At 62.3% G+C, this 26695-nt stretch carries 21 protein-coding genes and 1 tRNA gene; 13 read left to right on the forward strand and 9 right to left on the reverse strand.

The features are described from left to right. Window positions 1-48: 48 nt before the first annotated feature. From hrpA to BLW08_RS23810, 3 genes are all read right to left on the reverse strand, one after another. Window positions 49-3993, reverse strand: coding sequence for an ATP-dependent RNA helicase HrpA (hrpA, locus tag BLW08_RS05030; RefSeq protein ID WP_091323701.1), 3945 nt, complete (start codon window positions 3991-3993; stop codon window positions 49-51). Between the two features lie 13 nt (window positions 3994-4006). Continuing rightward, entirely contained in the window at window positions 4007-4999 is a 993-nt protein-coding gene (locus tag BLW08_RS05035; RefSeq protein ID WP_091323703.1) for a helix-turn-helix transcriptional regulator, read from the reverse strand. 234 nt (window positions 5000-5233) lie between these two features. Continuing rightward, window positions 5234-5404 (reverse strand): hypothetical protein, encoded by a 171-nt coding sequence (locus tag BLW08_RS23810; protein WP_175538583.1) that lies wholly within the window; start codon window positions 5402-5404, stop codon window positions 5234-5236. Window positions 5405-5485: 81 nt separating this feature from the next. Between BLW08_RS23810 and BLW08_RS05040 the strand changes: the two genes are divergently transcribed. After that, window positions 5486-6454 carry a GlxA family transcriptional regulator gene (locus BLW08_RS05040; RefSeq protein ID WP_090818528.1) on the forward strand — a complete coding sequence of 323 codons (969 nt, stop codon included), beginning with the start codon at window positions 5486-5488 and terminating at the stop codon, window positions 6452-6454. A 23-nt stretch (window positions 6455-6477) separates the two neighbouring features. On the opposite strand, the gene BLW08_RS05045 is transcribed toward BLW08_RS05040, so the two are convergent. From BLW08_RS05045 to BLW08_RS05070, 6 genes are all read right to left on the reverse strand, one after another. Further along, the gene (locus tag BLW08_RS05045; RefSeq protein WP_090818531.1) at window positions 6478-6780 is read right to left on the reverse strand and encodes a protealysin inhibitor emfourin; all 303 of its coding nucleotides are present in this window, start codon (window positions 6778-6780) and stop codon (window positions 6478-6480) included. A 79-nt stretch (window positions 6781-6859) separates the two neighbouring features. Next, a complete protein-coding gene (locus BLW08_RS05050; protein WP_139244857.1) occupies window positions 6860-7900 on the reverse strand; it encodes a M4 family metallopeptidase in 1041 nt (346 codons plus the stop codon). A 157-nt stretch (window positions 7901-8057) separates the two neighbouring features. Beyond that, window positions 8058-8130: transfer RNA gene (locus tag BLW08_RS05055), tRNA-Arg, on the reverse strand. A 109-nt stretch (window positions 8131-8239) separates the two neighbouring features. Then, a complete protein-coding gene (locus BLW08_RS05060; RefSeq protein WP_091323705.1) occupies window positions 8240-9742 on the reverse strand; it encodes an FAD-dependent oxidoreductase in 1503 nt (500 codons plus the stop codon). Beyond that, entirely contained in the window at window positions 9739-10611 is an 873-nt protein-coding gene (locus BLW08_RS05065) for an FAD:protein FMN transferase (RefSeq protein WP_091323706.1), read from the reverse strand. Before BLW08_RS05065 ends, BLW08_RS05060 begins: the two co-directional genes overlap by 4 nt. 4 nt (window positions 10612-10615) lie before the next feature. Beyond that, window positions 10616-11104 (reverse strand): FMN-binding protein, encoded by a 489-nt coding sequence (locus tag BLW08_RS05070; protein WP_090818540.1) that lies wholly within the window; start codon window positions 11102-11104, stop codon window positions 10616-10618. Window positions 11105-11321: 217 nt separating this feature from the next. Here BLW08_RS05070 and argS point away from each other — a divergent pair, with 217 nt between their 5' ends. The 12 genes from argS to BLW08_RS05135 all read left to right on the forward strand — a co-directional run bounded on the left by argS (window position 11322) and on the right by BLW08_RS05135 (window position 26582). Then, complete coding sequence (gene argS / locus BLW08_RS05075) at window positions 11322-12971, forward strand: arginine--tRNA ligase (protein WP_091323708.1); 1650 nt, start codon at window positions 11322-11324, stop codon at window positions 12969-12971. Between the two features lie 4 nt (window positions 12972-12975). After that, window positions 12976-14448 carry a diaminopimelate decarboxylase gene (lysA, locus tag BLW08_RS05080; RefSeq protein WP_091323710.1) on the forward strand — a complete coding sequence of 491 codons (1473 nt, stop codon included), beginning with the start codon at window positions 12976-12978 and terminating at the stop codon, window positions 14446-14448. Further along, the gene (locus BLW08_RS05085; RefSeq protein ID WP_090818548.1) at window positions 14441-15757 is read left to right on the forward strand and encodes a homoserine dehydrogenase; all 1317 of its coding nucleotides are present in this window, start codon (window positions 14441-14443) and stop codon (window positions 15755-15757) included. Before lysA ends, BLW08_RS05085 begins: the two co-directional genes overlap by 8 nt. Further along, window positions 15758-16861, forward strand: a complete 1104-nt coding sequence (thrC, locus tag BLW08_RS05090) for a threonine synthase (protein WP_091323712.1) — start codon at window positions 15758-15760, stop codon at window positions 16859-16861. 2 nt (window positions 16862-16863) lie between these two features. After that, window positions 16864-17838: a homoserine kinase gene (gene thrB / locus BLW08_RS05095; protein ID WP_090818553.1), complete on the forward strand. Its 975-nt coding sequence runs from the start codon at window positions 16864-16866 to the stop codon at window positions 17836-17838. Window positions 17839-18143: 305 nt separating this feature from the next. Further along, on the forward strand, window positions 18144-20276 hold the full coding sequence (gene rho, locus BLW08_RS05105) for a transcription termination factor Rho (protein ID WP_091323716.1): 2133 nt from the start codon (window positions 18144-18146) through the stop codon (window positions 20274-20276). Window positions 20277-20531: 255 nt separating this feature from the next. Beyond that, window positions 20532-21605, forward strand: a complete 1074-nt coding sequence (gene prfA / locus BLW08_RS05110) for a peptide chain release factor 1 (protein WP_014922181.1) — start codon at window positions 20532-20534, stop codon at window positions 21603-21605. Window positions 21606-21651: 46 nt separating this feature from the next. Further along, window positions 21652-22524 (forward strand): peptide chain release factor N(5)-glutamine methyltransferase, encoded by an 873-nt coding sequence (gene prmC / locus BLW08_RS05115; RefSeq protein ID WP_091323719.1) that lies wholly within the window; start codon window positions 21652-21654, stop codon window positions 22522-22524. Window positions 22525-22536: 12 nt separating this feature from the next. Beyond that, on the forward strand, window positions 22537-23448 hold the full coding sequence (locus BLW08_RS05120; protein ID WP_091323721.1) for an L-threonylcarbamoyladenylate synthase: 912 nt from the start codon (window positions 22537-22539) through the stop codon (window positions 23446-23448). After that, window positions 23445-24230 (forward strand): WecB/TagA/CpsF family glycosyltransferase, encoded by a 786-nt coding sequence (locus BLW08_RS05125; RefSeq protein WP_091323722.1) that lies wholly within the window; start codon window positions 23445-23447, stop codon window positions 24228-24230. Before BLW08_RS05120 ends, BLW08_RS05125 begins: the two co-directional genes overlap by 4 nt. Beyond that, the gene (locus BLW08_RS05130) at window positions 24231-25187 is read left to right on the forward strand and encodes a glycosyltransferase (protein WP_091323725.1); all 957 of its coding nucleotides are present in this window, start codon (window positions 24231-24233) and stop codon (window positions 25185-25187) included. It begins immediately after the preceding gene. A gap of 282 nt (window positions 25188-25469) precedes the next feature. Further along, window positions 25470-26582 (forward strand): MraY family glycosyltransferase, encoded by a 1113-nt coding sequence (locus BLW08_RS05135; protein WP_090818573.1) that lies wholly within the window; start codon window positions 25470-25472, stop codon window positions 26580-26582. Window positions 26583-26695: the final 113 nt, after the last annotated feature.

Below are 26695 nucleotides of genomic sequence, written 5' to 3' on the forward strand. Positions count from 1 at the left end.
ACCCGGCGGTGCTGAATCAGCGCCGCCGGGTTTTTCTTTGGTGGCTCGTCAGGCAGGCGCCAGTGCCTGGTTCAACACAGTGCGGATGCGCTTCTCCGACACCGAATATGCGGTCCCCAGCTCCACCGCGAACAGGCTCACCCGAAGTTCCTCGATCATCCAGCGCACCCGGGTTAACTCCGCTCCCGCCCTGCGTCCGGGAAGCAGCGCAGAAACGGCGTCATCGTAGTCATCCTCCAGCGCCTGCACAATTGCCATATTGAGGCCGTCACGCTGGACGTTCCCCGGCAGTTTTTCCAGCCGTTTTTCGATCGCTTGCAGATACCTGGGCAGCTGGCTGAGCTGCGTGTAGCCCGTCCGTGCTACAAAGCCAGGAAAAACCAGCTGTTCCAGTTGGCTCTTCATGTCGTTGAGGGCACTGATCAGCGGGAGGCTTGCGTTGGACTTGAGCTCCTTCTGAATGCGCCGGGTACTTGCCAGGATGCGTTCGACGACGGCAGTCACCGTGAACACGGTGTCGATCAGTTCGGCCCGGACTACCTCGTACAACGCATCAAAAGCCTGCCTGTCCCACGGGAGATCCTGCGGCGTCAGTTTGTCGATGGCCGCAAGGGCGCAGTCCGCGATCAATGCGCTCACTGATCCATGCGGGTTCTGGCTGAAGGTCAGCTTCTCCATGTTGCTCAGGTGCTCCAGCACATAGCGGTCGGGAGGCGGAATGCGAAGGGCCAGGAGCCGGATAACGCCGCCACGCATGGCCGTCTCCTGCTCTGCCCGGGTTTGGAACACCCGGAGTGCAACCGATTTGCCGTCGTCCACGATCGCTGGGAATCCGGTGACGGAGTGTCCCTTCACGGTGCGTGTGACCTGACGCTCCACGGTGCCGAAGTCCCATTCGGTGATACCGCTGCGTTCCGCTACCGCTCCGTTGCCGGCCGAGGCGTTGGGGTTGGCCGCCGTCGACGGTTGGTTGTTTGCGGTGCCGGTTGCCTTGCCGCCTGTTGCGCGGGAAGTGGTAGCAGGGGTAGCCCCGAGCGATTCGGCGATGGCCCGGCGTGTGGCCGGTGCCAGCTTTTCCTGAAGCTCTGCGAGGTCTTTGCCCTCGTCCAGTACTTTGCCCTTGCTGTCCACCACTTTGAAGCTCACCCGGAGGTGCGGCGGTACTGCGTCCCAGTTCCATGAACCAGGAGGAATGACGTGACCCCGGAGGCGGCGCAGGACCAGTTCCAAGGATGGCTCAAGCTCGTCAGCTGCGGGATCAAAGTCTGATTCCAGGGCTGCGGCAGCCTGGCGCGCGACATCGGGGGCAGGAACAAAATTCTTACGAATCTGTTTGGGCAGCGATTTGATGAGCGCCGTGACCAGTTCAGCGCGTTGCCCCGGGATCTGCCACCGGAAGGGGGCATCGTCCAGTTGGTTGAGGAACAGTACAGGCACCTCGGCGGTGACGCCGTCTGAAGGATTCGGTGAGGAGCCCGGAGCCACAGGGTGGAACTCGTAGCTCAGGGGGAGTTCGAAGCCCTTGTGAAACCACGTCTTCGGGTACGCGGAGTCGTCCAAAGCCTCTGCGTCTTCGCTCATCAACAGGGATTGGTCGAAGTCAAGGAGGGTGGCGTCGGATTGACGGGCGTCCTTCCACCACTTATCAAAGTGCCTCTCCGACACCACGTCCTTGCCCACCCGGGCGTCATAGAACTCGAAGAGTGTCTGGTCATCCACGAGGATGTCGCGGCGCCTCATGCGCGTCTCGAGTTCTTCGATCTCCTGGAGCAGCGCCCGGTTACGGTGGAAGAACTTATGGTGCGTCTTCCATTCGCCTTCCACCAGCGCATGGCGGATGAAAAGCTCACGGGAGAGCTCAGGATCGATCCGTCCATAATTGATCCGGCGGTTGGGAATGATCGGCACGCCATACAACGTGACTTTTTCGTGCGCCATGACAGCGCCCTGGCGCGAGGACCAATGCGGCTCGCTGTAGGACCGCTTCACCAGGTCCGGGGCTACCTGCTCTGCCCAGAGAGGATCGAACTTGGCGGCGACACGGGCCCACAGCCGGCTGGTCTCCACCAACTCCGCCGCCATGACAAAAGCAGGAGACTTCTTGAACAATGCCGAACCGGGGAAGATCGCGAAGCGGCTGCCGCGAGCACCGGCGTATTCACGCTTGCGTTCGTCCAAGAGCCCGATGTGGCTCAACAGCCCTGACAACAAGCTGATGTGGATGCCCTCATAGTTCCCCACGGGATCGGCCTCGCGCTTGTTGTCCAGGGCGATACCCAAGGGCTTGGCGAGCTGCCGGAGCTGCGTAAAGAGATCCTGCCACTCACGGACACGCAGGTAGTTGATGAACTCGTTGCGGCAGAGCTTGCGGAATTGCGTTGATGACAGCTCGCGCTGCTTTTCCTGAATGTAGTTCCACAAGTTAAGGAAGCCCGTGAAATCCGACAACTCATCGCGGAATCGCGCGTGCTTCTCCGACGCCAGCTGCTGCTTGTCCGTAGGCCGCTCGCGCGGATCCTGGATGGTCAGGGCCGCCGCGAGGATCATGACTTCCCGGACACAGCCGCGTTTCCCTGCCTCCACGATCATGCGGCCGAGCCGCGGATCCACCGGCAACTGGGCAAGCTTCTGCCCGACGGCGGTCAGCCCACTGCCGCCGCGGCCGTTGCCCGCCGCGTCTGCTGCCTTGGGCAAACTCAAGGCGCCGAGTTCACGCAGAAGCGTGACGCCGTCGTTGATGGCCCGCGAGTCCGGTGGTTCGACGAAAGGGAAGTTCTCAACATCCTTGGGGCCCCGGGCAACTCCCATGGCTGTCATCTGCAGGATCACGGCAGCGAGGTTGGTACGGAGGATTTCCGGGTCGGTGAACTCTGGCCGTGACTCGAAATCGTCCTCGGAGTAGAGCCGGATCGCGATGCCTTCGGACACACGGCCGCAGCGGCCCGAGCGTTGGTTGGCCGACGCCTGGGACACGCGCTCAATGGGGAGGCGCTGGACCTTTGTGCGGTGCGAGTACCGGGAGATGCGTGCCGTTCCGGTATCGATCACATACTTGATGCCCGGGACGGTCAGGGATGTCTCCGCCACGTTGGTAGCGAGGATGATGCGTCGTTTTCCGCCCGGGTTGAACACCCTGTGCTGTTCCTGGAGGCTCAAGCGGGCGAAGAGGGGCAGCACTTCGGTTCCCGCCAAGCGCCGGTTGGTCTGGATGCGCCCATTGATGGCCTCAGCCGCGTCGCGGATTTCCCGCTCGCCGGAGAAGAAGATCAGGATATCGCCGGGTGCTTCCTTGGCGAGCTCATCCACGGCATCGCACACCGCGTCCAAGGGGTCGCGGTCCTCTTCCAATTCGTCGTCGGAGCTGTCATCGTCCGCATCTGCAGGCTGGGACAGCGGCCGATACCGGATCTCCACCGGGTAGGTACGCCCGGAAACTTCGATGATCGGCGCCGGGTCTTCCTCGCTGCCAAAGTGCTTGGCAAAGCGTTGGGGGTCGATGGTGGCCGAGGTAATGATGACCTTCAAGTCCGGGCGCTGGGGGAGGATGCGCTTGAGGTAGCCCAGGATGAAGTCGATATTGAGGCTGCGCTCGTGGGCCTCGTCAATGATGATGGTGCTGTACTCTCGCAGCAGTTTGTCCCGCTGGATCTCAGCAAGGAGGATGCCGTCGGTCATCAGTTTAATCTTGGTGGATGCGCTTACCTCACCGGTGAAGCGGACCTGGAAGCCGACTTCCTGGCCGATCTCGACACCGAGTTCAGAGGCGATGCGTTCGGCAACGGTGCGGGCCGCCAACCGGCGCGGCTGCGTGTGCCCGATCAGTCCCTTGTCTCCAAGGCCAAGTTCGAGGCACATCTTGGGGATCTGCGTGGTCTTACCTGAACCGGTCTCGCCGGCGATGATGGTCACCTGGTTTGCGGCGATGGCCGCCATCAGATCCTCGCGGCGCTCGGATACGGGCAGCTCAACGGGGTAGGAAATATGAAGTGTCATGGCTGCTGCCAGTCTACTGTGGCCGGGGTCCTGCGTCCGCTGCTTCCGTCACAGTCCCGGCCGCCGCGTTGAGCCTGTGGGAGAGATGCCGGGCGAAGGACCTGAATTCTTCGGGTTCGAGGATCTCGAAGTCCATGTCCAGCGCGGCCAGATACGCGGCGGGCGCGGCGAGGTTGTCCCATCCGGAGCGCAGTATTGTGGCCTTGTGGCCATCTGCCGTCAACGTCGCATATTGGGGATTTACGACGGCGGCCACCTCCGCCAGTGGGGCGCGCAGCCGTACCACGACGTCAAATCTGTAGGGCGAACGGGTAATGGACTGCTGCACATAGGCAGCCAGATCATCCGCGGGTAGTGGGCGTGGCACGTACTTCTTGCGTTCGGATGGCAAGGAAGCGAACCGGTCAGCCCGGAAAGTCCGCCAATCCTCGCGATCCACATCCCACGCCACCAGGTACCAGCGGCGGCCAGTGTCCACCAGCCTGTAGGGTTCCACCAGCCTCCGTGCGGAGTCGCCGTCGGACGTGACGTAGTCGAAGGAGATCTGGCGCCGGTCGGATATGGCGGCCGACACCACGGTGAGCTGTTGGGGATCCACTGTTGCCGCATTGCTGGGAAGGGTGGTGACAGCGGCCTTCAGCATGGCGAACTTGGGACGAAGCCGGGACGGCAGGACTTGTTCCAGCTTGGCCAGGGCACGGACCGAAGCCTCACCGATTCCGGCAACTGGGCCCGCGGCCACCGAGTTCAAGCCCAGGGCTACCGCCAGTGCTTCATTGTCGTCCAGGAGAAGGGGCGGTAACTGTGCGCCCGCTCCAAGCTGGTATCCGCCGGCGATGCCGGGGGAGGCATGGATGGGATAGCCCAGGTTCCTCAGCTTGTCGATGTCGCGCCGCACGGTCCGCTCTGTCACGCCCATCCGGTCAGCGAGAGCCGGACCTGTCCATTCCCGGCGAACCTGCAAGAGTGACAACAACTGGAGCAGCCGGGCAGAGGTTTGGATCATGCAAGTGAATCTAGTCCATCTGTTGTGCGTGGTGGTGGGTGGTGCGTGCGTTGGACGGCGTGGGTTGGGCGCTCCTTCGTGAAGGGCACTGAGGGAATGCCCTTCACATACGCCCTGCACATACGCCCTACACATAGGGGCGCCCGCCGTTCGCGTGAATCCTGCAGAATTCCTTGAACAGACGGGCGCCGGTTGGTTATGGCGTGGTGGACCTTGCAGTGGCCTGGCATGCTCCTAGTAGATGCGGGGGTTCCAGTACGGGCTGCTGGGAGCGTCAAATGCGCTCCAAGGTTCTTTGGAGTTGATGGGCGGGTTGTGCCCGCGTCCATCCTTCAACAGTGCTGAGATGGTAGCTGCGACGGCGGTGATGAGGACGATGAAGAGGATGATTCCGAAGATTTCCATGCCTCAAGCCTGCTCCTGTGGCAGATCAAGAAACAGTGGCAGAAATGCCCCATTTAGACAATTTTCTGCCACACTGGAGATATGTTGAAATCAGTCGCGGTGATCGTTGTACCCAACTTCTCGATCTTCGAATTCGGCACGGCTTTCGAAGTCTTCGGCATTGACAGAACGGACCGGAACGCAGGCGTTCCAGCCTTCGATTTCCGGGTGGTCACCCCTGTTCCGGGGGACATCCGGATGAAGTCCGGCCTGTCCCTGCACGTAAACCTCGGCCTCGAGGCAGCGGCAGATGCGGACCTCGTCATCATGGCTCCCTTCGGTCGGGACCAGGAGGTACCGGAGTCGGTCATGGACGCGTTGCGGGCAGCACATGCCAGGGGCGCGTGGGTGATGTCCATCTGTTCCGGGGCGTACGCCTTGGCCCGCGCAGGATTGCTGGACGGACGTCGCTGCACCACTCACTGGCACTATTCGCAGGATCTGGCCAGCCGCTATCCGGAGATCATCGTGGACGAGAACGTTCTCTACGTCCAAGACGGCACCATCATCACCAGTGCAGGTACCGCAGCTGGGATCGATGCCTGCCTCCACCTTGTCCGCGTCGAGTTGGGAGCTAATGTCGCTGCCGCCATTGCGCGTGACATGGTGGTCCCTCCACACCGGGACGGCGGCCAGGCTCAGTTCATCGACCGGCCTATGCCCACGTGCGGCTCGGCGCCGATGGAAGCGTTGTTGCGGTGGATGGTGGAACACCTGGACGAGGAACACAGTGTGAACGAGTTGGCTGCGCGGCTCCACATGTCTCCCAGAACCTTCGCCCGCAGATTCCGGGCAGAAACCGGCACGACGCCGGCGGCCTGGCTGAACTCGCAAAGGGTGCTGCGCGCCCAGGAACTGTTGGAGACCACCGAACTGAACATCGATGAAATCGCCCGCGAGGCCGGGTTTGGGCACTCTGTGTTGCTGCGCCACCATTTCACCAAGGTGCTGGACACGAGTCCACAGAGCTACCGGCGGGCCTTCCGGGGCCAGCTGGCCGAAGCGATCTGACTCAGGCCTGCGGCTGGGGTGCGTTACCGCCGGCTGCCGAGCCGGCCACTGGACTCAGAGCCTTCGGCTTTGGCGCATTCCACCAGCTCTTGCCACGGTCCGGTGACGGCACGGTCAGGAAGGGTGGCGCGCCGTTGACCGGCACGGATGGAATACATGAAACGGTCGGGCTGGTTGATTGTTTTGGCTTGGCCTTTGGCTTCATCCCACGGGCAGGCCTCAACAATTGGCAGCCACCGTTCCTTGTCAACGGGGGAGACAGCCTCCACGCTCCAGACACGTGTCATTGCGGCGATTCCCCCACTGCGTTGGACCGTGATCTTCATGACGGGCTGCTTCTCGTTCGATCTCCTGGAGCCAGCCAACCGGGGGGACCGAACACAGCGGTTCGGTCCCGCCGACTGACTAAACCTTGACCTTCACAGTCTCCCACGCCTTCAGGACGGCGTCATGCTCTGTTGAACCGCTGCCGAACAGTTCTTCGGCGGTAGCAACGGTGGTCTTGGCGAACTTTCCGAAAGTGCAGGTCGCCGGCAAGGCCCCGCTGGTCAACGTGCCATACCAAATCTGTCCTGGCGCTTCCCACGCCCTGCCGCCCAGCTCCGAGGCAACCACATAAAAAGCCTTGTTGGGGATGCCTGAGTTAATATGCACACCACCGTTGTCCGCACTGGTGCGCACATACGAGTCCATGGAATCCGGCTGCGGGTCCTTACCCAGCACATCGTCGTCGTAGGCGGTTCCGGGTGCCTTCATGGAGCGTAGGGCAGCACCTTGGACCTGATCGGTGAAAAGGCCCTCTCCGATCAGCCAACTGGCTTGGCTGACTGTCTCCTGCTTGAGATATTGCTCCACAAGTACTCCAAACACATCCGACATGGACTCGTTGAGTGCGCCGGCTTGGTTCCGATACGCCAAATTTGCTGTGTACTGGGTGACGCCATGAGCCAGTTCATGGCCGATCACGCTGACGGACTTGGTGAAGCGTTGGAAGATCTGGCCGTCGCCGTCACCGAACACCATCTGGGAGCCGTCCCAGAAGGCATTGTCGTAGAGCTTGCCATAGTGGACCGTCGCATCCAGGGCCAGTCCCGCGCCATCAATGGAGTCGCGCCCGAAGACCTCGCCGTACAGGCGGTGAGTGCTGCCCAGGGCATCGTAAGCCTCATCCGCAGCTACGTCACCGACAGGCGCGGCGCCTTCCTTCCGGACAATGCGGCCGGGCAGTGTCTCGGAGGACTCGGCATCGAAAATGGTCCGCTTGGGCGGGCCGGGTTTGGCCTGACGGGCGCTGGGCGCCGCGACGGGAGTCGGAGCCGTCCGGATAGCCTGCAGATTCTTAATATGAAGCAGGGATTCTTTGGCTGCGCGGGCTACCGCACGCAGCCGTGGTTCGTTTTGGGCGGCAATCCTGCGAAGCATGTACGGCGGAACGATCGAGCACATCACGGCAAACCCCTTTGGCAATCGGTAAGTCCAACTGGGATCAGCCTAGAAGCAGGGGCTGACAATATGGCGGCGTGTGCCCGGCAAGCCTTGAACTGATAGTTCTTCACCAGCACAGAAAAATACCCCGCCAGCAGGACTGGCGGGGTATTCGTTGTGCCCTCGATAGGATTCGAACCTACGGCCTTCTGCTCCGGAGGCAGACGCTCTATCCCCTGAGCTACGAGGGCATCCACGGTTCCCTCCGTTGCCGGTGGGACGTCCTAGAGCTTAGCAGCCCCTGCGCCGCAAATGAAAACCCGGTGCCACAGCGGCGGGCTCCACCCGCGAACCTGTGAATCAGTACCCCGCGAACGAGTCAACGCGGACCTTGTGAGCCCCTGCGCCGCGGGCTGCGGCCCGCAAGGAATCCACACTCGCAGGGGAGCCGGAAACGAACACTTCCCTGCCGGCGATGTCCGGAACCAGCTCCTTGAGACGCCCTGCATCGATCCGGGCGTTGCCGGCGTCGAGCATGAACGACGGGGGAGTGGAACCATCGGCGAGCCGGGCAATCACCCTGGCCCCGGACGCTTCCAGTTGTTCCACGCACGCCAATTCGTCGCGGCCTTTGGCGAGGTACAGCACCACCGTGTCGCGGACGCTGCCATCGGCGGCCAGCTGCGACAGGAAAGGCGTGATGCCGATACCCGCAGCAATCAGCAGGACCGGCTTCCCGGCGTCGCGCGGTAACAGGAAGTCGCCGCCGACTGCCGTAGCAGACACGCTGTCCCCGGGCTGAAGGGCGAGCAGTGCCTTCTTCGCCGTGGAGAGGGGCTCGGCCGTGCCCACCCCAAAGGTCAGCTCGGGCGCGTCAGGGGCGCTGGTGATGCTGAAGACGCGGCGGCGGCCCCTACCGTCCGAACCCGGGTGCGGCAGGTTGAGTTCCATGAATTGCCCGGCGGCAAATCGGACCGGCCGGTGCGGTGCGAACCGGAATTCAGTGGTTCCCGGCGTCAGGGGCCGGGAACCCTGGAGCGTCAGTTGGACGCCCCCGCGCTGGCCCAGGAAGAATGCGATCGCGTTGCCCACCAGCAGCGCCAGTTCCGGCGAATTGGCCACGAACCCCAGGTTGTAAGGGACGGCGAAAACAACACCCACGACGGCGGCAAGCGCCAGTTGCTGCCAGCGCCGCGGCGGGAGGGTGAGCGGCTCGGAGAGCATGAAGCCCACGAAAAAGAGAAGGGGGCGTTGCGCGAGAGGCTGCCACAGCGCCTGTCCCAACGTCATGCCGCGGCTCAGCAGCTCCATGCCAACGATTCCTGTGGCCACCACCACGAAGGTTGTTGCCATGAGCAGCTTGCGTGTGCGGTAAAGAACAATGAAGACCCCGGGCACCAGCAGCCACAACATGGCCGGAGTTGCTGCCCACCACGTAGCAATGTTCAGTCCTGTCAAACCTGTGATGAAGGCACCGGCGGCCGCCGGGTTGAAGATATGCCTGCCCCGGAAAGCCAGGGCATATTTGGACGCACTCGCCAGGAAGCAGGCGAGGGCCACCCCGGCCATGTCCAAGGGAGCGAAGGTGGGCCAGAACAGGAAGTACAGGAGCAGGCCGGTGATCAGGGAAGACTCCGAATGCGGTGTGGTCCGGAAAACCAGCGCCAGCAACCGGTTGCTGGCGTAGGTCAAGGCCAAACACAGGGCCAAGTGAACCAGCATTTGGGGGAGTCCGAACGTCAGCCATCCCAGGATGTTCAGGACCATGCTGTAGACCACCAGAATGATCAGCACCCACAAGATCAGCCGATACATGGTGAAACGGCCCAGCCAGGTGTCCAATCGTGACTTCACGGCGTTCATGAGAACAGTCTCCCCTCAAACCCGGACGAAAACGTGGCAGCGCCCGCCGAAGACACGCGCAGCCAGGCAAAGTCGAACTCCTCTTCCAATCTGGCAGGGTCCACCATGAACAGCGCCGTGGCCAACGCATCAGCCACCAAGGCATTCCCGGCCATGGTCCAGGTGGCCACTGTGGTTTGGATGGGCTGGCCCGTTGTCCCGTCAAGCACATGGTGCAGGCCGTCGCCCCAATTACGCCTGTTGGCAGCCGAAGCGCAGAGAGCGGAGTTCTGTAGCTCAATGGTGCCAATGGCCTGCCGCGGATTGTAGGGATGTTCCAGTGCCACCGTGATGGGATGACCGCCGGCGTGCAGCATGTCCCCGCTGCCATCCACCAGAAAGTCGCTGTACCCGGCTGAACGCAGGACCGCGCCCAGCAGATCCACCAGTTGGCCTTTTCCGGCCGCACCGATGTCCAGAACCAAGGGCTCCTTGGCGACGAGGCTGGAACCGCTCCAGTCCAGGGCGTCTTCCCACCGCGGAGGTGCCATGGCGGTACCTGAGGGCTGGAGGCTGTAACCGGCGTCGTAGCCCAGCCGTTCAAGGCTGCTGCCGATCAAGGGTGTCACGGCGCCCTGGCTTAGCCGGTACAGCGCGGCATACACACTGTGGAGCGACGCTGCGTGTTCCGGGAGTGCCACGCGGCCAGGCTCCCGGGACAGGCCGGACACCAAGGAGTCTGCCCTGAACCGTGAGTACGTCCGATCGTATTCCTCGACCGTTTCAAGCAGCCGGTTCTGATCGCCCGCAGGTAGGGCATCCGGCGTCGAAATTTCCCATTGCGTGCCGATCCCCTCGAAACTGAAACTGCTCCAGCCCGAATGCGGCATGATGCTACTTCGCCTGGGACTTGATCTGCTCCACGGCCTCATTGAAGCCGCCGCTGGTCAGGGACGAGCCAGCCACTTTGGAGACATTGAGTTCGTCGATGTCCTTGCCAACGATCTGTGCCGAAATGCCGCTGGCAAACTCACCTTGGAACTTCTTGGTATTCGGGTTGGACGGGTGCGTGGTGATGTTCACGGCGGACACTTTGTCTCCGGCGAGAGTGATCTCCACACCGACGGTTTCCTGGCCGTTTGGTGAAGTGTACGTTCCGTCCGCGCTATAGGTTCCGTCCTTATAGGTGGACGTGGTGGCCGATGTGGAGCCGCCGGCAGCGGATGACGAAGGGCTGCTGGTGCTGGCTTGGCCGCCGTTCTCGGCTGCGGGAGTCGACTGGGTGGACGGGGACTGCGCGGTGGGCGCACATCCGGCCACAGCGCCGATGAGGGAAAGGCCGGCGACGCCGACGTAGAGGCTCTTGCGGAGTGGCGTAGTCATGAGTCTGCTCGTTTCAACTGGACAAGATGTGGTCAAGGAGTTGCTTCGGTTGGGTGACCCTTGAAGGCCACCTCTTACGTCTTCACAACGTTGAAATCAGCGTAATGGTTCAGTCTGTGGCGCCAGGCAGTCATTCCTGTGAGCCGCCTATGTCCGCATTTTCCACATAAGCGTCCCTTAATTCCGCGACTTTGCGGGCCCCCGGTAGGCTAGATGCGTGACTCCCGAAGAACTCTCTGCTGCCATATCCGCCTGCCTTAAGGACGCCGTCTCTACCGGCGAAATCGTCTTGACGGAATCTGCCGTGCCTGACGCCGTGCGAGTGGAGCGACCCAAGAACAGGGAGCATGGGGACTGGGCTACCAACATCGCCCTGCAATTGTCCAAGCAGGCCGGCATGAATCCCCGCGAATTCGCAGGCATTCTCAGCAATCGCCTGCAGGGCATCCCCGGTGTCACCGGGGTGGAAATCGCCGGACCAGGCTTCCTGAACATCACAGTGGACGCGGCCACGGCAGGTGCCCTCGCGAAGGCCATCGTTGAGGCGGGAACAACTTACGGCACCAACACGGCGCTCGCAGGCCGTGTGGTCAACATGGAATTCGTTTCTGCCAATCCGACGGGTCCGTTGCACATCGGGCACACGCGCTGGGCAGCCTTGGGCGATGCGATCGCCCGTGTCCTGCGCGCCTCCGGTGCTGACGTCACCGCTGAGTACTACATCAACGACGCCGGATCGCAGATGAACGTCTTCGCCAACTCCGTGCTCTCCCGCCTTCACGGCCGCGGTGTCCCGGAGGGCGGCTATCCGGGTGAATACATCCGCGAGTTGGGCGACGAGGTCTTGAAGGCCCACCCGGACATCCGCGAGTTGACGGACGAGGCAGCGTTGCCCGTCATCCGCGCCGCAGCCTACGAGGCACAGATGGCCGACATCAAGGCGACGTTGGCCGGATTCGGCGTGGAGTTCGATGTCTTCTTCTCGGAGAAGGAACTACACGACGCCGGTGCCATTGAGTCTGCCGTGGCGCGCCTTCGCGAGCAGGGTCACGTGTTCGACGACGGCGGCGCAGTATGGCTGCGGACCACCGACTTTGGCGACGACAAAGACCGCGTCATGATCCGCGCCAACGGTGAACCGACGTACTTCGCCGCGGACGCCGCTTACTACCTTTCCAAGAAGGACCGTGGGTTCACGGAGAAGATCTACCTCCTCGGTGCCGACCACCACGGATACATCAACCGCCTCAAGGCCATTGCGGCCTGCGCCGGAGATGACCCGGAAGTCAACATCGAGGTCCTCATCGGCCAGCTGGTATCGGTGAATGGCGCCAAGCTGTCAAAGCGCGCAGGCAACATCATCGAACTAAAGGACCTCATTTCCTGGCTTGGCAAGGACGCGGTTCGCTATTCGTTGGCCCGGTTCCCTGCCGATTCCCCGTTGACGCTGGACCCGGAACTCCTGAAGAAGCACAGCAATGAGAACCCGGTGTTCTACGTGCAGTACGCCCACGCCCGGTCACGTGGCACGGCACGGAACGCTGCCGAGGCGGGCGTGGATCGCTCCGTCTTCGACGCCTCACTGCTGGACCACGCTACGGAAAACGAGCTTCTTTCCTACCTAGGCAGTTACCCGTCGATCGTTGCCAAGGCTGCGGAGCTGCGCGAGCCGCACCGCGTGGCCCGCCACCTTGAAGTCATCGCAGGTGCCTATCACCGCTGGTACGACGCTTGCCGGGTTTCCCCACAGGGCGAAGAACCAGTGCAGGACGTCAACCGCACGCGTTTGTGGCTGAACGACGCCACCAGTCAGGTGCTGGCCAACGGACTCGAACTGCTGGGCGTTTCGGCGCCGGAACGGATGTAGGGCAATGAACACTGACGCAGTACATGCTTCTCCGCTGGCCCCGGAATGGCTGGCTGTCCCGGACAACCTCAATGTGCTTCAGGCGCCCATGTGGGCGGCTGGGGTGGAGAAGAGCGACGCCGGTGAGGTCACCATCGACGGTATTCCCGTGAGCGAGCTCAAGGAGAAATTCGGCACACCTCTCTTCGTCATGAGCGAATCGGATTTCCGCTCCCGCGCCCGGGCGTTCAAAGACGCCTTTGACGAAGCTTTCGCGGACATTTGCGGGGGAGTGGATGTCTACTACGCCGGCAAGTCATTCCTGTGCACGGCTGTCGCCAGTTGGGTGGCCGAAGAGGGCCTTCGCCTGGACACTTGCTCCGGCGGTGAGCTCGCAGTCGCCGCCCGTGCCGGAATCGAAGGCCCCAACCTTGGGCTGCATGGGAACAACAAGTCCGACGCCGAGATCAACCGTGCCTTGGACATGAAGCTTGGCAGGATCGTGGTGGACAGCCTCGATGAACTTGAGCGCGTCGCCAAGATTGCCTCCAGCCGTGGGGAAACAGCCAAGGTCATGCTGCGGCTTACCCCTGGTGTGCATGCCCACACGCATGAGTTCATTGCCACAGCGCACGAGGACCAAAAGTTCGGCCTCTCCATGGCGGAAGACTCCACGGAGGAAGCAGGCCTCTCCGCAGCCGAGGAAGCAGTGGCAGCAGCCACCTCCTACTCCAGCATCGAGCTACTGGGCCTGCACTGCCATATCGGCTCGCAGATCTTTGAACCGGATGGCTTTGCCGTGGCAGCGCAGAAGCTGCTGGGGTTCCTCGCCGCCATGCAGCTCAAGTACTCCATAGTCTTGCCGGAGCTGGACCTTGGAGGTGGCTACGGTATCGCCTACACCCCGGTGGACACGCCGCGTCCGGCAGCCGAAATCGCTCAGGCCATGGCCGTCGTCGTACGTTCCACCTGCGCAGAGTTGGGCATTACCGCCCCGCGCATCTCCATTGAGCCCGGACGCGCCATCGTGGGCAGCACCACTTTCACCTTGTACGAGGTCGGCACGCTCAAAACCGTGCGTGTTGACGCTCCTGAGGCTGAATCGCAGCAAGGGAACGTTACGTATCCGCGCCGCTATGTGTCGGTGGATGGCGGTATGAGCGATAACGCCCGTCCGGTGCTGTACGACGCGGATTATTCGGCAATTTTGGCTTCCCGGGAGTCTTCGGCGGATCCGCAGCTGTCCCGCGTAGTGGGCAAACATTGCGAGAGCGGCGACATAGTTGTTAGAGATGTATATCTGCCCGCGGATGTGGCAGCCGGTGATTTGCTCGCAGTACCGGGTACCGGCGCCTACTGCTGGGCCCTCTCCAGCAACTACAACTACCTGGCCCGGCCTGGCGTTGTCGCTGTACGCGACGGAGCCGCCCGGCTGATTGTCCGCGGGGAAACCGAAGAAGATCTCTTGAACCGCGACATGGGAGTGGCGAATGTCTGAAGTGCGAACCTTGAAGGTGGCCCTGCTGGGCTGTGGCAACGTGGGGGCCCAGGTCGCGCGGATTCTTATTGACGACGCCGAGGCCCTCGCTGCTCGCAGCGGTGCCCGCTTGGAACTCTCCGGCATCGCCGTGCGCAACATCGACACCCCGCGGGACGTTGAACTGCCCCGTGAACTGTTCACCACGGATGCGGATACCCTCGTCAAGGAGGCAGACCTGGTCATCGAACTCATGGGCGGCATCGAGCCGGCCCGTTCGCTGATCCTGACCGCCATCCAGAACGGCGCCTGTGTGGTCACCGGCAACAAGGCCCTGCTGGCGCAGGATGGACCCACCCTTTACGAAGAGGCTGACAAAGCCGGCGTCCAGTTGTCCTATGAAGCCGCTGTGGCCGGTGCGATCCCCATCCTCCGACCCATCCGCGACAGCCTGTCCGGAGACCGCATCACCCGCGTGCTGGGCATCGTCAATGGCACCACAAACTTCATCCTTGACCAGATGGACACCACCGGCGCGCAATTTGCCGACGCCCTTGCCGAGGCCCAGCGCCTTGGCTACGCAGAGGCCGATCCCACCGCGGACGTCGAAGGCCACGATGCCGCAGCCAAGGCTGCCATCCTCGCCTCGCTTTCCTTCCACACCCGCTTCTCCCTGGACGACGTCTACTGCGAAGGCATCACCAAGGTCAGCGCTGCTGACATTGCCTCAGCCAAAGAAGCCGGCTTCGTCATCAAGCTCCTCGCGATTGCCGAGAAGATCGATTCCTCGGACAACGGCAGCGGTATTTCAGTGCGGGTCCACCCCACGCTCCTGCCGCGCGAACACCCGCTTGCCGCCGTCCGCGGCGCATTCAACGCGGTCTTCATCGAGGCAGAGAATGCCGGCGAACTGATGTTCTATGGCCAAGGCGCCGGCGGAACCCCGACGGCGTCTGCCGTACTGGGCGACCTCGTATCCGCTGCCCGGCGTCTGGTGTTGGGCGGCCCTGGCCGCACGGAAACCACCACGGGCCACGTCCCGGCGCTGGCCATCGACGCCTCAAACACCAGCTACTACATCGGCCTGGACGTCGCTGACCAGGCAGGCGTGCTGGCCAGGATCGCGCACATCTTTGCGGAGAACGGCGTTTCCATCGAAATCATGCGCCAGACGATTCACCGCGACTCTGCCTCGAACGTTGAGTCGGCCGAACTGAAAATCGTCACGCACCGTGCATCCGAAGCTGCACTCGCAGCAACCGTCGAGGCCGTCAAGAGCCTGGACGTCATCAATTCTGTGACATCCGTTCTGCGGGTAGAAGGGGTCTAAGTGGCTCACCAATGGCGCGGAGTAATCCGCGAATACGCTGATCGTTTGCCCGTAACGGAAGCCACCAAGGTCATCACCCTCGGCGAGGGCGGCACACCGCTGGTCCACGCACAGAAGCTCTCCGAGCTGACCGGCTCAGAGGTCTACCTGAAGGTTGAAGGCATGAACCCCACGGGGTCCTTCAAGGACCGTGGCATGACCATGGCCATGACTGCGGCAGTTGAAGCCGGCGCTAAAGCCGTTGTGTGTGCTTCCACGGGAAACACGTCCGCTTCTGCAGCTGCCTACGCTACGGCCGCTGGCCTTAAGTGTGCTGTCCTGGTGCCTGAAGGCAAGATCTCCATGGGCAAGCTGAGCCAGGCAATCGCGCACGGCGCCACCCTGCTCCAGGTCGATGGCAACTTCGACAACTGCCTGGATATCGCCCGGAAGCTCGGTGAGGCCTACCCCGTATTCCTGGTGAACTCCGTCAACCCGGCACGCATCCAGGGCCAGAAGACCGGTGCTTTCGAAGTTGTGGATTCACTGGGTGACGCCCCGGACATCCATGTGCTGCCTGTCGGCAACGCCGGCAACATCAGTGCGTACTGGAAGGGCTACAAGGAGTACTCCGGGCCGTTCGAGACCGCTAACGGCACGCTTCCGGCCGTTTCCACCAAGACGCCCATCATGTGGGGCTTCCAGGCTGCAGGCGCTGCACCGTTCGTCGCCGGACACCCGATCACCGAGCCTGACACCATTGCCACTGCCATCCGCATCGGCAACCCGGCGTCCTGGGACACCGCTGTTGCAGCCCGCGACGAATCCGGTGGACTCATCGAGGCTGTCTCCGACGACGAGATCCTTGCCGCCCACCGCTGGCTGTCTGCGAAGGAAGGCGTCTTTGTGGAACCCGGCTCAGCTGCCGGCGTCGCTGGGTTGATCAAGAAGCACGCCGCAGGCGAGGTGCCCGCCGGCAAGACCATCGTCATCACCGTTACCGGGCACGGACTTAAGGACCCGCAGTGGGCTCTCCGCACCGAAGACGGCAGCGATGTCCAGCCCGTGAAGGTGCCCAATGACGTCGTCACCGTTGCCGCAGAACTGGGACTGGAAGAAAACTAAGAGTGGAATCAACGCAGCCCACCGCGACCGATCGTGCACTCGTCGCGGCAGGCCAGCGGCTGACCGTCAAGGTCCCCGGTACGAGTGCCAACCTGGGCCCTGGCTACGACAGCCTCGGCTTGGCCCTGTCCATTTACGACACCTTGACGGTGGAAACCCTCAGCACCGGAGAGCTCGAGTTCGAGCTCTCCGGTGAGGGCGCCGACACCCTCCCACGCGATGCCAGCCACTTGGTGGTGCGTGCCATTGACCAGGCGTTGGATCGCCTGGGCTTCCAGCGCTCTGGTCTCAAAATCACCGCAGACAACGTGAACCCGCACGGTCGCGGTCTGGGGTCATCGGCATCCGCCGTAGTCGCCGCGGTGACAGCTGCCAACGCATTGGTTCCGAAGGAATCGCAAAAGGACCGCGATTGGATCCTGCAGCTGACCAGCGAGATGGAAGGCCACCCGGACAACGTCGCACCTGCGATTTTCGGCGGACTGGCGCTGTCATGGCAGGACAGCGAGCAGTACAGCAGTACGCGTGCCGAGGTTGCCCCCTCCGTTATTCCAGTGGTGGCGGTTCCGGACTTTGAATTGTCCACGGAAACCGCCCGTGGACTGCTTCCGGCATCGGTGGGCCATCATGCGGCAGCCATGAACTCCGGGCGGGCAGCTCTCCTGATCCATGCACTGACTGCACAGCCCGGGTTCCTGCTCGCCGGCACGGAGGATTACCTTCACCAGAGCTACCGTGCCCAAGCCATGCGTCCCAGTGCCGACCTCATTGCCGCCCTTCGCTCTGCAGGCCATGCGGCCGTTGTTTCCGGTGCGGGACCAACGGTCATGGTGTTGGCCAATGGCGAAGAGGAAGCTGCCATGGTTGCTGATTTCATCACCGCTTTTACGGCAGCCAACACACCCGATGTCGGCTGGCGTGTGATGACGCTGGCTGTGGACGTTCAAGGTGCTAGAGTGGAAGTGCACCGCCGGTAAAGCCGCGGGCAGTTCCCTGATTTTGGATTTCGGTGGTTTCGCCGTACCTTTCGTCAACTGTGCCAACGTTGGTGGTGTCGTCTCTTTCCGGCCTGTCTCAGGTGCCGAGAACCTTCTCTGTTCCCTGAACATTCAGCCGGCTGTCCGGGCAACCGGATCCAGTGATGACGATCAGTAACCGGCCCTGTTGGCCACAATCCATCAGGCACGGCCGAAATCACCGGCTGCAGATCTGAACTGCAGCCCAGAACAAATCATCGCGTCCAGCTCTCGCTCTGGACGCCGTCGAGGGGGAAGGATCCTTCGTGACAGAAACCACTGAGCTGGCTTCAGCTGTGGACACAACATCTTCTGCTGCTGAGTCGTCAACTGCAGCAACCACCAAGAGCAGCGGCCTTGCAGGCCTTAAGCTCGCCCAGCTTCAGGCTCTCGCGAGCCAGCTGGGAATTTCCGGGGGATCCCGTATGCGCAAGGGAGATTTGGTCACGGCCATTTCCGCCCACCGTGCAGGCACTTCCACCACCAAGGCACCGGCCAAGGCCACGGCCTCGGCAAAGGGAGCCGCCGCCTCGGCAAAGGAAGCCCCGGCAGCGGAGGTCAAAGCCGCTGACAACGGCACCACTGCAGAGACTTCCACCGAGGCCCCTGCCCAGGAAGCCCCCCGTGGACGTGGACGCGGCCGCAGCCGTCGCGCCACCAGCGATGGTGTCGTAGCAGCTGCGGAAGCTACTGCCGCGCCGGTTGAAACCGCAGCTGCGCCCGTTGCCGAAGCGCCGGCAGCTCCGGAAGCCGGTGAGGCCGGCACTGAGCGTCGCCAGCCGCGTACCCGCAACCGTCGTCGAGGCGAAGCCGCTGCAGCGCCTGCCGAAGCGGCCGAGGCACCGGCAGCTGAGCAGCGCACGGAGCAGCGTGCTGACCGCAGCGAACAGCGTGAGCAGCGTGCTGACCGCACGGAACAGCGTGAGCAGCGTGCTGACCGCACGGAACAGCGTGAGCAGCGTGCTGACCGCAGCGATCAGGCCGATTCAGGCGAACAGCGCGAACGCCGGGACAACACCCGCGGTCGCCGTGAAGACAACAACGACGGCGAGGACACGGGCAACCGCCGTAACCGCCGTAACCGTCGGGACCGCAACGACCAGAACGACCGCCGTGGCGGTCAGGACAGCCGTGACGGCGGCAACACCCGCAGCGACCGCTTCCGCGACCGCAACGAGCGCCGCCGTGGCCGTGCACAGGGACCGGACGTTGACGACGTCGAGGTCACTGAAGACGATGTCCTGCTGCCCGTAGCGGGCATCCTGGACGTCCTTGAGAACTACGCCTTCATCCGTACGTCCGGTTACCTTCCCGGTGCCAACGACGTCTACGTTTCCCTGGCACAGGTCAAGAAGTACAACCTTCGCAAGGGCGACGCCGTGGTGGGTGCCATCCGCGCCCCGCGTGATGGTGAAGACCGCAGCCAGCAGTCTGCCCGCCAGAAGTTCAACGCACTTGTCCGCGTCACTTCCGTCAACGGCAAGACGCCGGAGGAACTCAAGGACCGCGTCGAGTTCGCCAAGCTGGTACCGCTGTACCCGTCCGAGCGCCTGCGCCTCGAGACGGACCCCAAGAAGATCGGTCCGCGTGTCATCGACCTCGTGGCACCTATCGGCAAGGGCCAGCGTGGCCTGATCGTCTCCCCGCCGAAGGCCGGTAAGACGCTCATCCTGCAGTCCATCGCGAACGCAATCACCACCAACAATCCTGAGGTCCACCTCATGATGGTGCTGGTTGACGAACGTCCCGAAGAAGTCACGGACATGCAGCGCACCGTCAAGGGCGAGGTCATTGCCTCCACCTTCGACCGTCCCGCCGACGACCACACCACGGTTGCCGAGCTCTCCATCGAACGCGCCAAGCGCCTGGTGGAAATGGGCATGGACGTGGTGGTCCTCCTGGACTCCATGACCCGCCTGGGCCGTGCATACAACCTGGCAGCACCGGCTTCCGGCCGCATCCTGTCCGGTGGCGTTGACTCTGCTGCTCTGTACCCGCCCAAGCGCTTCTTCGGTGCAGCCCGCAACATCGAAAACGGTGGCTCACTCACCATCCTTGCTACCGCTCTGGTGGAGACCGGCTCCAAGATGGACGAAGTCATCTTCGAAGAGTTCAAGGGCACCGGTAACATGGAGCTCCGCTTGTCCCGCCAGCTGGCAGACAAGCGCATCTTCCCGGCCGTGGACGTCAACGCGTCCGGCACGCGCCGCGAAGAGAACCTGCTCTCGCCTGAAGAAGTCAAGATCATGTGGAAACTGCGTCGCGTCCTTTCCGGACTTGAGCAGCAGCAGAGCCTTGAGCTGCTGACCAACAAGATCCGGGAGACGCAAAGCAACGTCGAGTTCCTCATGCAGGTCCAGAAGACGACGCTCGGAGCGAAGTCGGACAACGACAAATAGCTGTGCTCTAACCGCTCAAAATATGCCGGCCCCGCCCCTGTGCCGGGTAGCTTCCGATCTGCGATCGGAAGCTACCCGGCACTGGTAGGCCCGAAGCCACTCCCTGGCCGGCATATTTTGAGCGGTCTTTGTTTAAACGAAACCCTTGACCTGACACCACGCGAGGTCATATGGCCCATGCGGGCCCGCCAGATGGGCTGTACGTGACCCCACGATGCAGTTATTAGACTTGTAGAAGTCGAAAGAGGTTTGAAAATGTTTGAGTCCGTACAGGGATTGCTTGATGAGCATGCTGCCATTCAGGCGCAGCTCAGTGATCCTGCTGTTTATGCCGATCAGTCTGCTGCCAGGAAGTTGGGGCGTCGGTCTGCGCAGCTTCAGGGGATTGTGGAGGCGTACAACAAATGGCGCGGGCTCAATGACGATCTGGAAGCTGCCAAGGAAATGGCTGACGAGGATCCCGAATTTGCCGCTGAGGTTGTGCAGTTGGAGGAGCAGATTCCCGCCGCTCAGGAGCGGCTGCGTCGTCTGCTGATCCCGCGTGATCCAGATGATGCCCGCAATGTCATCCTTGAAGTGAAGGGTGGCGAAGGTGGCGACGAAGCCGCTCTGTTCGCTGGCGATCTATTGCGCATGTACATGCGCTATGCGGAGTCCCGCGGTTGGAAGACTGAAATGATTTCCGCCACTGAGTCAGATCTTGGCGGCTACAAGGATGTTGCTGTTGCCATCAAGGGCAACTCCAACGATCCCGCGCAAGGTGTATTTGCGCGCTTGAAGTTTGAAGGCGGCGTGCACCGGGTGCAGCGTGTTCCCGTGACTGAATCGCAGGGACGCATCCACACGTCCGCTGCAGGTGTGCTGGTCCTCCCCGAAGTGGACGAGCCCGAAGAGCTTGAGATCAACCAGAACGACCTCAAGATCGACGTTTACCGTTCATCCGGTCCGGGTGGACAGTCCGTGAACACCACTGACTCCGCGGTCCGCATCACCCACTTGCCCACGGGCATCGTTGTGGCCATGCAAAACGAGAAGTCCCAACTGCAAAACCGCGAAGCCGGCATGCGTGTTCTCCGCGCCCGCCTCCTTGCCCACCAGCAGGAACAGATTGACGCCGCGAACTCGGAACAGCGCAAATCGCAGATCCGCACCATGGACCGTTCTGAGCGCATTCGCACGTACAACTTCCCCGAAAACCGTATTGCCGATCACCGCACTGGTTACAAGGCATACAACTTGGACGCCGTCATGAACGGTGATCTGGAGCCCGTGATTCAGTCCGCCATTGAAGCGGACGAGCAGGCACGCCTGGACGCTATCGGCGAGTAGCAGCCGATCACCAGCCTGCCGATTCCCAGCAAACCAGAGTAGATCCATGACGTTTTACCAGGGCCAGAGCCTCGCGGACGCCGTCCGCGAGGCCACTGCCGTCCTCACCGACGCCGGGGTTCCGACGCCGAGGGTGGACGCCGAATTGCTGGCCGACCATTTGCTCGGTGTCGGTCTCGGCAGACTCCGCGCAATGCTTCTGGGGGACACGCCTGCCCCGGTGGGCTATCGTGAACTGGTGGAGGAGCGCGCCGGGCGTGTCCCCTTGCAGCACATCACCGGCGTCGCGTATTTCCGTTACCTGGAGCTGCGCGTGGGCCCGGGTGTCTTCATTCCCCGGCCCGAAACGGAATCAGTGGTCCAGCTGGTCATCGACCACTTGGCCGGAGTACGCAAACCCAAAGTGGTGGATCTCGGTACAGGGTCCGGTGCCATCGCCGGTTCCATCGCCCACGAGATTCCGGATGCCGACGTCCACGCCGTTGAATTTAGTACATTTGCGCACGCCTGGGCCGCCAAAAATCTCGAACCACTGGGCGTCACCCTCATTCAGGGCGATCTGCGGGATGCGCTGCCAGAACACAACGGAACCTTCGACGTCGTCGTCTCCAACCCGCCCTACATCCCCGCTGAGGCGATACCCACAGAACCGGAAGTCGCGCTCCATGATCCCCCGGAGGCCTTGTACGGTGGGGGAGCGGACGGCATGGAACTCCCGACGGCGGCAGCTGCCTCCGCGGCCCGGCTTCTGAAACCCGGCGGCTACTTCGTGATGGAGCACGCGGAGGTCCAGGCGGAGTGGATCGCCGGGATGCTGCGACGCGCAGGCCACTGGAATGACGTCACCACACACTTCGACCTGAACGGCAAGGAACGTGCCACCAGCGCTGTGCTGGCAAGCACCGCTCCTGATGAGTGAAAGAATAGCGCTGTGACCACAACCTATAACTGCACTTCAGATGACCAGCGTGCCGAAGGACTTCAGCACGCCCAGCGTGCCATCAGCGAAAAGAAGTGCATCGTGCTGCCGACGGACACTGTGTACGGCATTGCCGCCGATGCTTTTTCCCCTTTGGCCGTGACGATGTTGCTGGCGTCCAAGGGCCGCAGCCGTCAGATACCTCCACCAGTGCTGATCCCGAGGATCAACGCCTTGGACGGGCTGGCCACCGAGGTTCCTGCTGACGCCAGGGCGCTGGCGCAGGCCTTCTGGCCGGGTGGGCTCACACTGATCCTGCACGCGCAGCCCTCCTTGGACTGGGACCTTGGCGACACCAAGGGCACCGTGGCCCTTCGGATGCCTGATGACCAGATTGCCTTGGAACTCCTTGGGCTCACGGGCCCGTTGGCGGTATCCTCAGCCAACCGCACGGGCCAGGAGGCAGCCCAGACAGCGTCGGAAGCACGCCTCCAACTGGCAGAGTCGGTTGAGGTCTATCTGGAAGGTGGTTTCCGGCCGGTAGAGGGCACCGCCGCGCTGCCTTCCACCATTGTGGACGCAACAGCCAGCCCGTTCCGTGTGGTGCGCCAGGGTGCAATCTCACTTGAGCGTCTTCGCGAGATCGTTCCTTCGGTACTCGGCTTCGGCGAGACTGTTGCTGCCGCAGCGGAAGTCCCTCAGGAGACTGTCGCCGAAGAGACGGCTACCGACGAGGCTGAGGCTGACAACAATGCGGTTGCGGAGACCGATGTGGCCGAGCCTGCGGAATCCGCACCTTCAGTTGAAGCGACAAGTGTGGTTGATGTTGTGCCGGTTGAAGCAGCAGAAGCCACCGCCGTCGAAGTGCCGGCGCCGGGCGAAGCAGTGGATCGGAACGCCCAACGAGAAGCCAAGCCCGAATGATTCCGGAGCGCCAGCGCGTCCCCGTCCTTGACGTCGACGCCACTCCGCTGCGCGTCAATGAGCTCATTGAGGCCATCGGCGGACTCATCACTGCCGGCACCATGAGCACCGTGCTGGGACATAACCTCCACAGCATCACCCTGTTTCATTCCTGTCGGAATTTCAGTTCGCTGTACCAGAACAGCTCGATCGTCCTCCTCGACGGCGCCCCCGTCGCGATGCTGTGGGGGTTCGCCCACAGGCGGGAATTGCGGCTCCTGGGCGAAAAGCCCATGGCCTACCGGCTCGGATCGATGGATTGGATCCCGGAACTCGGCCGTGTTCCTGGCATTGAACGCGTGGCTGTGATCGGTGCCGGTCGAGATGCCAACACCACGGCTATAGCACGGTTGCGGTCCATCATTCCCGGTGCGACAGTGGACGGCATGCCCGGCGAAGCATGGGACGAGGCCCTGGAAGGAGCTGTGGTGGAATGGCTTAAGGAATTCCGTCCCCAGCTTGTTTTGCTGGGATTGGGAATGCCCCTCCAGGAAACCGTCCTGCATCGGAGGCTTGGACAACTGCCTCCGGCTGTTTACTGCACCGTGGGCGGTGCCATTGAGCAGGTGGCAGGTATCCAGAAACTGGCGCCGAGGTGGCTCGGGCGACTCGGCCTTGAATGGGCTTGGCGTCTTGTTCTCCACCCGGGCCGGGTTGCCTACAGAGTTTTCGTTGAACCATGGAAGCTGGCCGGACTGCTCGTGCGGCGGAGATTTCAAACACCCAAGACCAAAGGCAAGTAAATGACGTCCCAAGCTGTCGTGGTCGCTGTTGTGGTGACCTACAACCGACGCGAACTCCTCCAAACCACCCTGGCGGGCATCGCAGCCAGCACCAGGGTGCCGGACGCCGTCGTTGTCGTTGACAACGCCTCCACGGACGGAACGGCAGAGTTTCTCCGCAATTACGAAGGGCCGGTGACCACGGACGTCGTCACGCTGAACACGAATGTGGGCGGCGCCGGAGGCTTCGTGGTTGGTATGGAACGTGCCCTTCTGGACCACGGTGCAGACCACGTGTGGATTATGGACGACGACACGGAACCGCAGCCCTCCGCGCTGAGCGAGGCCCTGGACGTTTCGCAGGCCTACCAACAGGAAACGGGGGACACCCCGGCTTTTATTGCCAGCCGCGTGGTGTGGACCGATGGCAGGGACCACCCCATGAACCGCATGCGTCCCAGGATGGGCGCCGCTGAAGTAGCCCGCAGCGCAGCCGCCCGTGTCGGCGCCACCCAGATCCGCAGTGCCTCCTTTGTGTCTGTACTGATCCGGGCGGAAGAGATCAGGAAGCATGGTCTGCCAATTGCCGATTACTTCATCTGGAATGATGACCTTGAGTACACCGCCAGGGTCTCCCGCCGTGCCACCGCTCTGACCACCAATGCATCCGTGGCAAATCACCACACCAAGGTTTTTGGTGACGCCGGTGCCGATCCGGGAGCACGTTTCTACTACGAAGTCCGCAACAAGGTGTGGGTCTACACCCGCTCCAGTGCGCTGGCACCGTGGGAGAAGCTTCTCTTTACCGGCGCTTCCTTGCGCAACTGGACCCGGACCATTGCCGCTTCCCCGAACCGTAAAGTGCTGCTGGCGGGCCTTTTCAAGGGCTTGCGCCACAGCCTGAAATCCCCGCGCTCCAACGCTCAGGTGCTCGAGGGAATCTACGCTCTGCGCAACGTCCAGGGACCGGTCAGCTAACAGAAATGCAGCCAAACCCCGGCCAAACAAGCTGGGGCCTTGCGGCTGCGTCACAGGGTGGTCACGGCCGTTGGCATTAGTATCGTGACTAGAGTCCACAGAAATCCCGCAACATTCGGCACAGCCGGTGCAGGCATGGCGACGGAGTAGTTCCATTTATCCACAGACAGAATTCCACACCTTGAGCTGCCCGGAAACCACCGGCTTTCAAGCGACGCACCGGCTGCGTTCGCCCGTCACGGTTTCCGGTTCGCTAGGCGGGCTGCTCCCGGGAGCCGCGTCATGATCATGTATCTGCTCATGGCGCTCACGGCCGCCGTGGTGTCTTATGCGGGGACCTGGGGTGCCCGCGTGGCCGGTAACAAACTCCGGCTGTACCGTCCCATCCGCAGCCGGGATATGCACTCTGCCCTGATTTCCAAGCTCGGTGGACTGGGAATCTTCACTGGCTTCTTTGTGGCGCTGGTGGTCGCGAGCAACTCTTTCTTCGTCAAGGACATCTTCAGGCACAACGACGCGCCGTGGGGGATACTGGCCGGTGCCGTCGTGATTGTCGCGGTAGGAGTCGCCGACGACATCCTCGACATCCGGTGGTGGATCAAACTGTTGGGACAGGGAGCCGCTGCCTTCATCGTGGCAATTTGGGGCGTGCGGATGTCGGTGGTGCCTTTCATTCCCGAACCGATATTCCTTGATTCTGAAATCCTGCAGATCGTGCTCACCGCTGGCCTGATTGTTACCACCATGAATGCCGTCAACTTCATTGACGGACTGGACGGTTTGGCAGCAGGAGTGGCCATCATCGGTGGCGGAGCCTTCTTCCTCACGGCGTACTGGGTTCATCGGAACAACCCGTCCACCGACAACTCGGACCTCGCGACACTGCTGATGGCCATTCTGGTGGGAAGCTGCATCGGGTTCCTGCCGCACAACTGGTTCCCCGCCAAAATCTTCATGGGGGACTCCGGAGCCATGCTTATTGGCCTGCTCATGGCCTCCGCTGGCGTAGTGGCCACGGGGCAGATTGGGTCAGGGCTCTACGATCGCGCAAACGGTATTCCCACGATCGTTCCCATCTTGCTGCCTTTCGCGGTCCTGTCCCTTCCCCTTCTTGACTTGGGGATGGCCGTCGTCCGGAGGACAGCCAGGGGGCAGTCCCCATGGTCGGCCGACCGTGGGCACCTGCACCACAAGCTCGTGGACCTCGGGTACTCACACCGCACAGCCGTCGTCATGCTCTATGTGTGGACGTGCATCCTCGCCTTCGGAGGCGTTGCGTTTGCCGTATTCCCGTGGCAAATTGTGCTCATCGTCGTCATAGCAGCGGCGCTTGTCATGGCTGCCGTGACGGCGTGGCCTTACTTCACCCGGAACTCGACGCGGCCGGGGGAGTAGTTGTGACGGCCGGTTTAGGGTCACAGTTCTATCTCATGTAGAATTCTTTCTGCGGACAGTCACTCGCCCGTAACCCCACTTTGAGAATATGGCACCTGTGCCACGAGGATTGG

This window comes from Arthrobacter sp. cf158, assembly GCF_900106835.1.
Taxonomy (GTDB): Bacteria; Actinomycetota; Actinomycetes; order Actinomycetales; family Micrococcaceae; genus Arthrobacter.

Excerpts from the sequence above, each read along its gene's own strand:
- hrpA (WP_091323701.1), bottom strand. The coding sequence starts at position 3,993 with ATGACACTTCATATTTCCTACCCCGTTGAGCTGCCCGTATCCGAGCGC.
- BLW08_RS05035 (WP_091323703.1), bottom strand. The coding sequence starts at position 4,999 with ATGATCCAAACCTCTGCCCGGCTGCTCCAGTTGTTGTCACTCTTGCAG.
- BLW08_RS23810 (WP_175538583.1), bottom strand. The coding sequence starts at position 5,404 with ATGGAAATCTTCGGAATCATCCTCTTCATCGTCCTCATCACCGCCGTC.
- BLW08_RS05040 (WP_090818528.1), top strand. The coding sequence starts at position 5,486 with ATGTTGAAATCAGTCGCGGTGATCGTTGTACCCAACTTCTCGATCTTC.
- BLW08_RS05045 (WP_090818531.1), bottom strand. The coding sequence starts at position 6,780 with ATGAAGATCACGGTCCAACGCAGTGGGGGAATCGCCGCAATGACACGT.
- BLW08_RS05050 (WP_139244857.1), bottom strand. The coding sequence starts at position 7,900 with ATGTGCTCGATCGTTCCGCCGTACATGCTTCGCAGGATTGCCGCCCAA.
- BLW08_RS05060 (WP_091323705.1), bottom strand. The coding sequence starts at position 9,742 with ATGAACGCCGTGAAGTCACGATTGGACACCTGGCTGGGCCGTTTCACC.
- BLW08_RS05065 (WP_091323706.1), bottom strand. The coding sequence starts at position 10,611 with ATGCCGCATTCGGGCTGGAGCAGTTTCAGTTTCGAGGGGATCGGCACG.
- BLW08_RS05070 (WP_090818540.1), bottom strand. The coding sequence starts at position 11,104 with ATGACTACGCCACTCCGCAAGAGCCTCTACGTCGGCGTCGCCGGCCTT.
- lysA (WP_091323710.1), top strand. The coding sequence starts at position 12,976 with ATGAACACTGACGCAGTACATGCTTCTCCGCTGGCCCCGGAATGGCTG.
- BLW08_RS05085 (WP_090818548.1), top strand. The coding sequence starts at position 14,441 with ATGTCTGAAGTGCGAACCTTGAAGGTGGCCCTGCTGGGCTGTGGCAAC.
- prfA (WP_014922181.1), top strand. The coding sequence starts at position 20,532 with ATGTTTGAGTCCGTACAGGGATTGCTTGATGAGCATGCTGCCATTCAG.
- prmC (WP_091323719.1), top strand. The coding sequence starts at position 21,652 with ATGACGTTTTACCAGGGCCAGAGCCTCGCGGACGCCGTCCGCGAGGCC.
- BLW08_RS05125 (WP_091323722.1), top strand. The coding sequence starts at position 23,445 with ATGATTCCGGAGCGCCAGCGCGTCCCCGTCCTTGACGTCGACGCCACT.
- BLW08_RS05130 (WP_091323725.1), top strand. The coding sequence starts at position 24,231 with ATGACGTCCCAAGCTGTCGTGGTCGCTGTTGTGGTGACCTACAACCGA.
- BLW08_RS05135 (WP_090818573.1), top strand. The coding sequence starts at position 25,470 with ATGATCATGTATCTGCTCATGGCGCTCACGGCCGCCGTGGTGTCTTAT.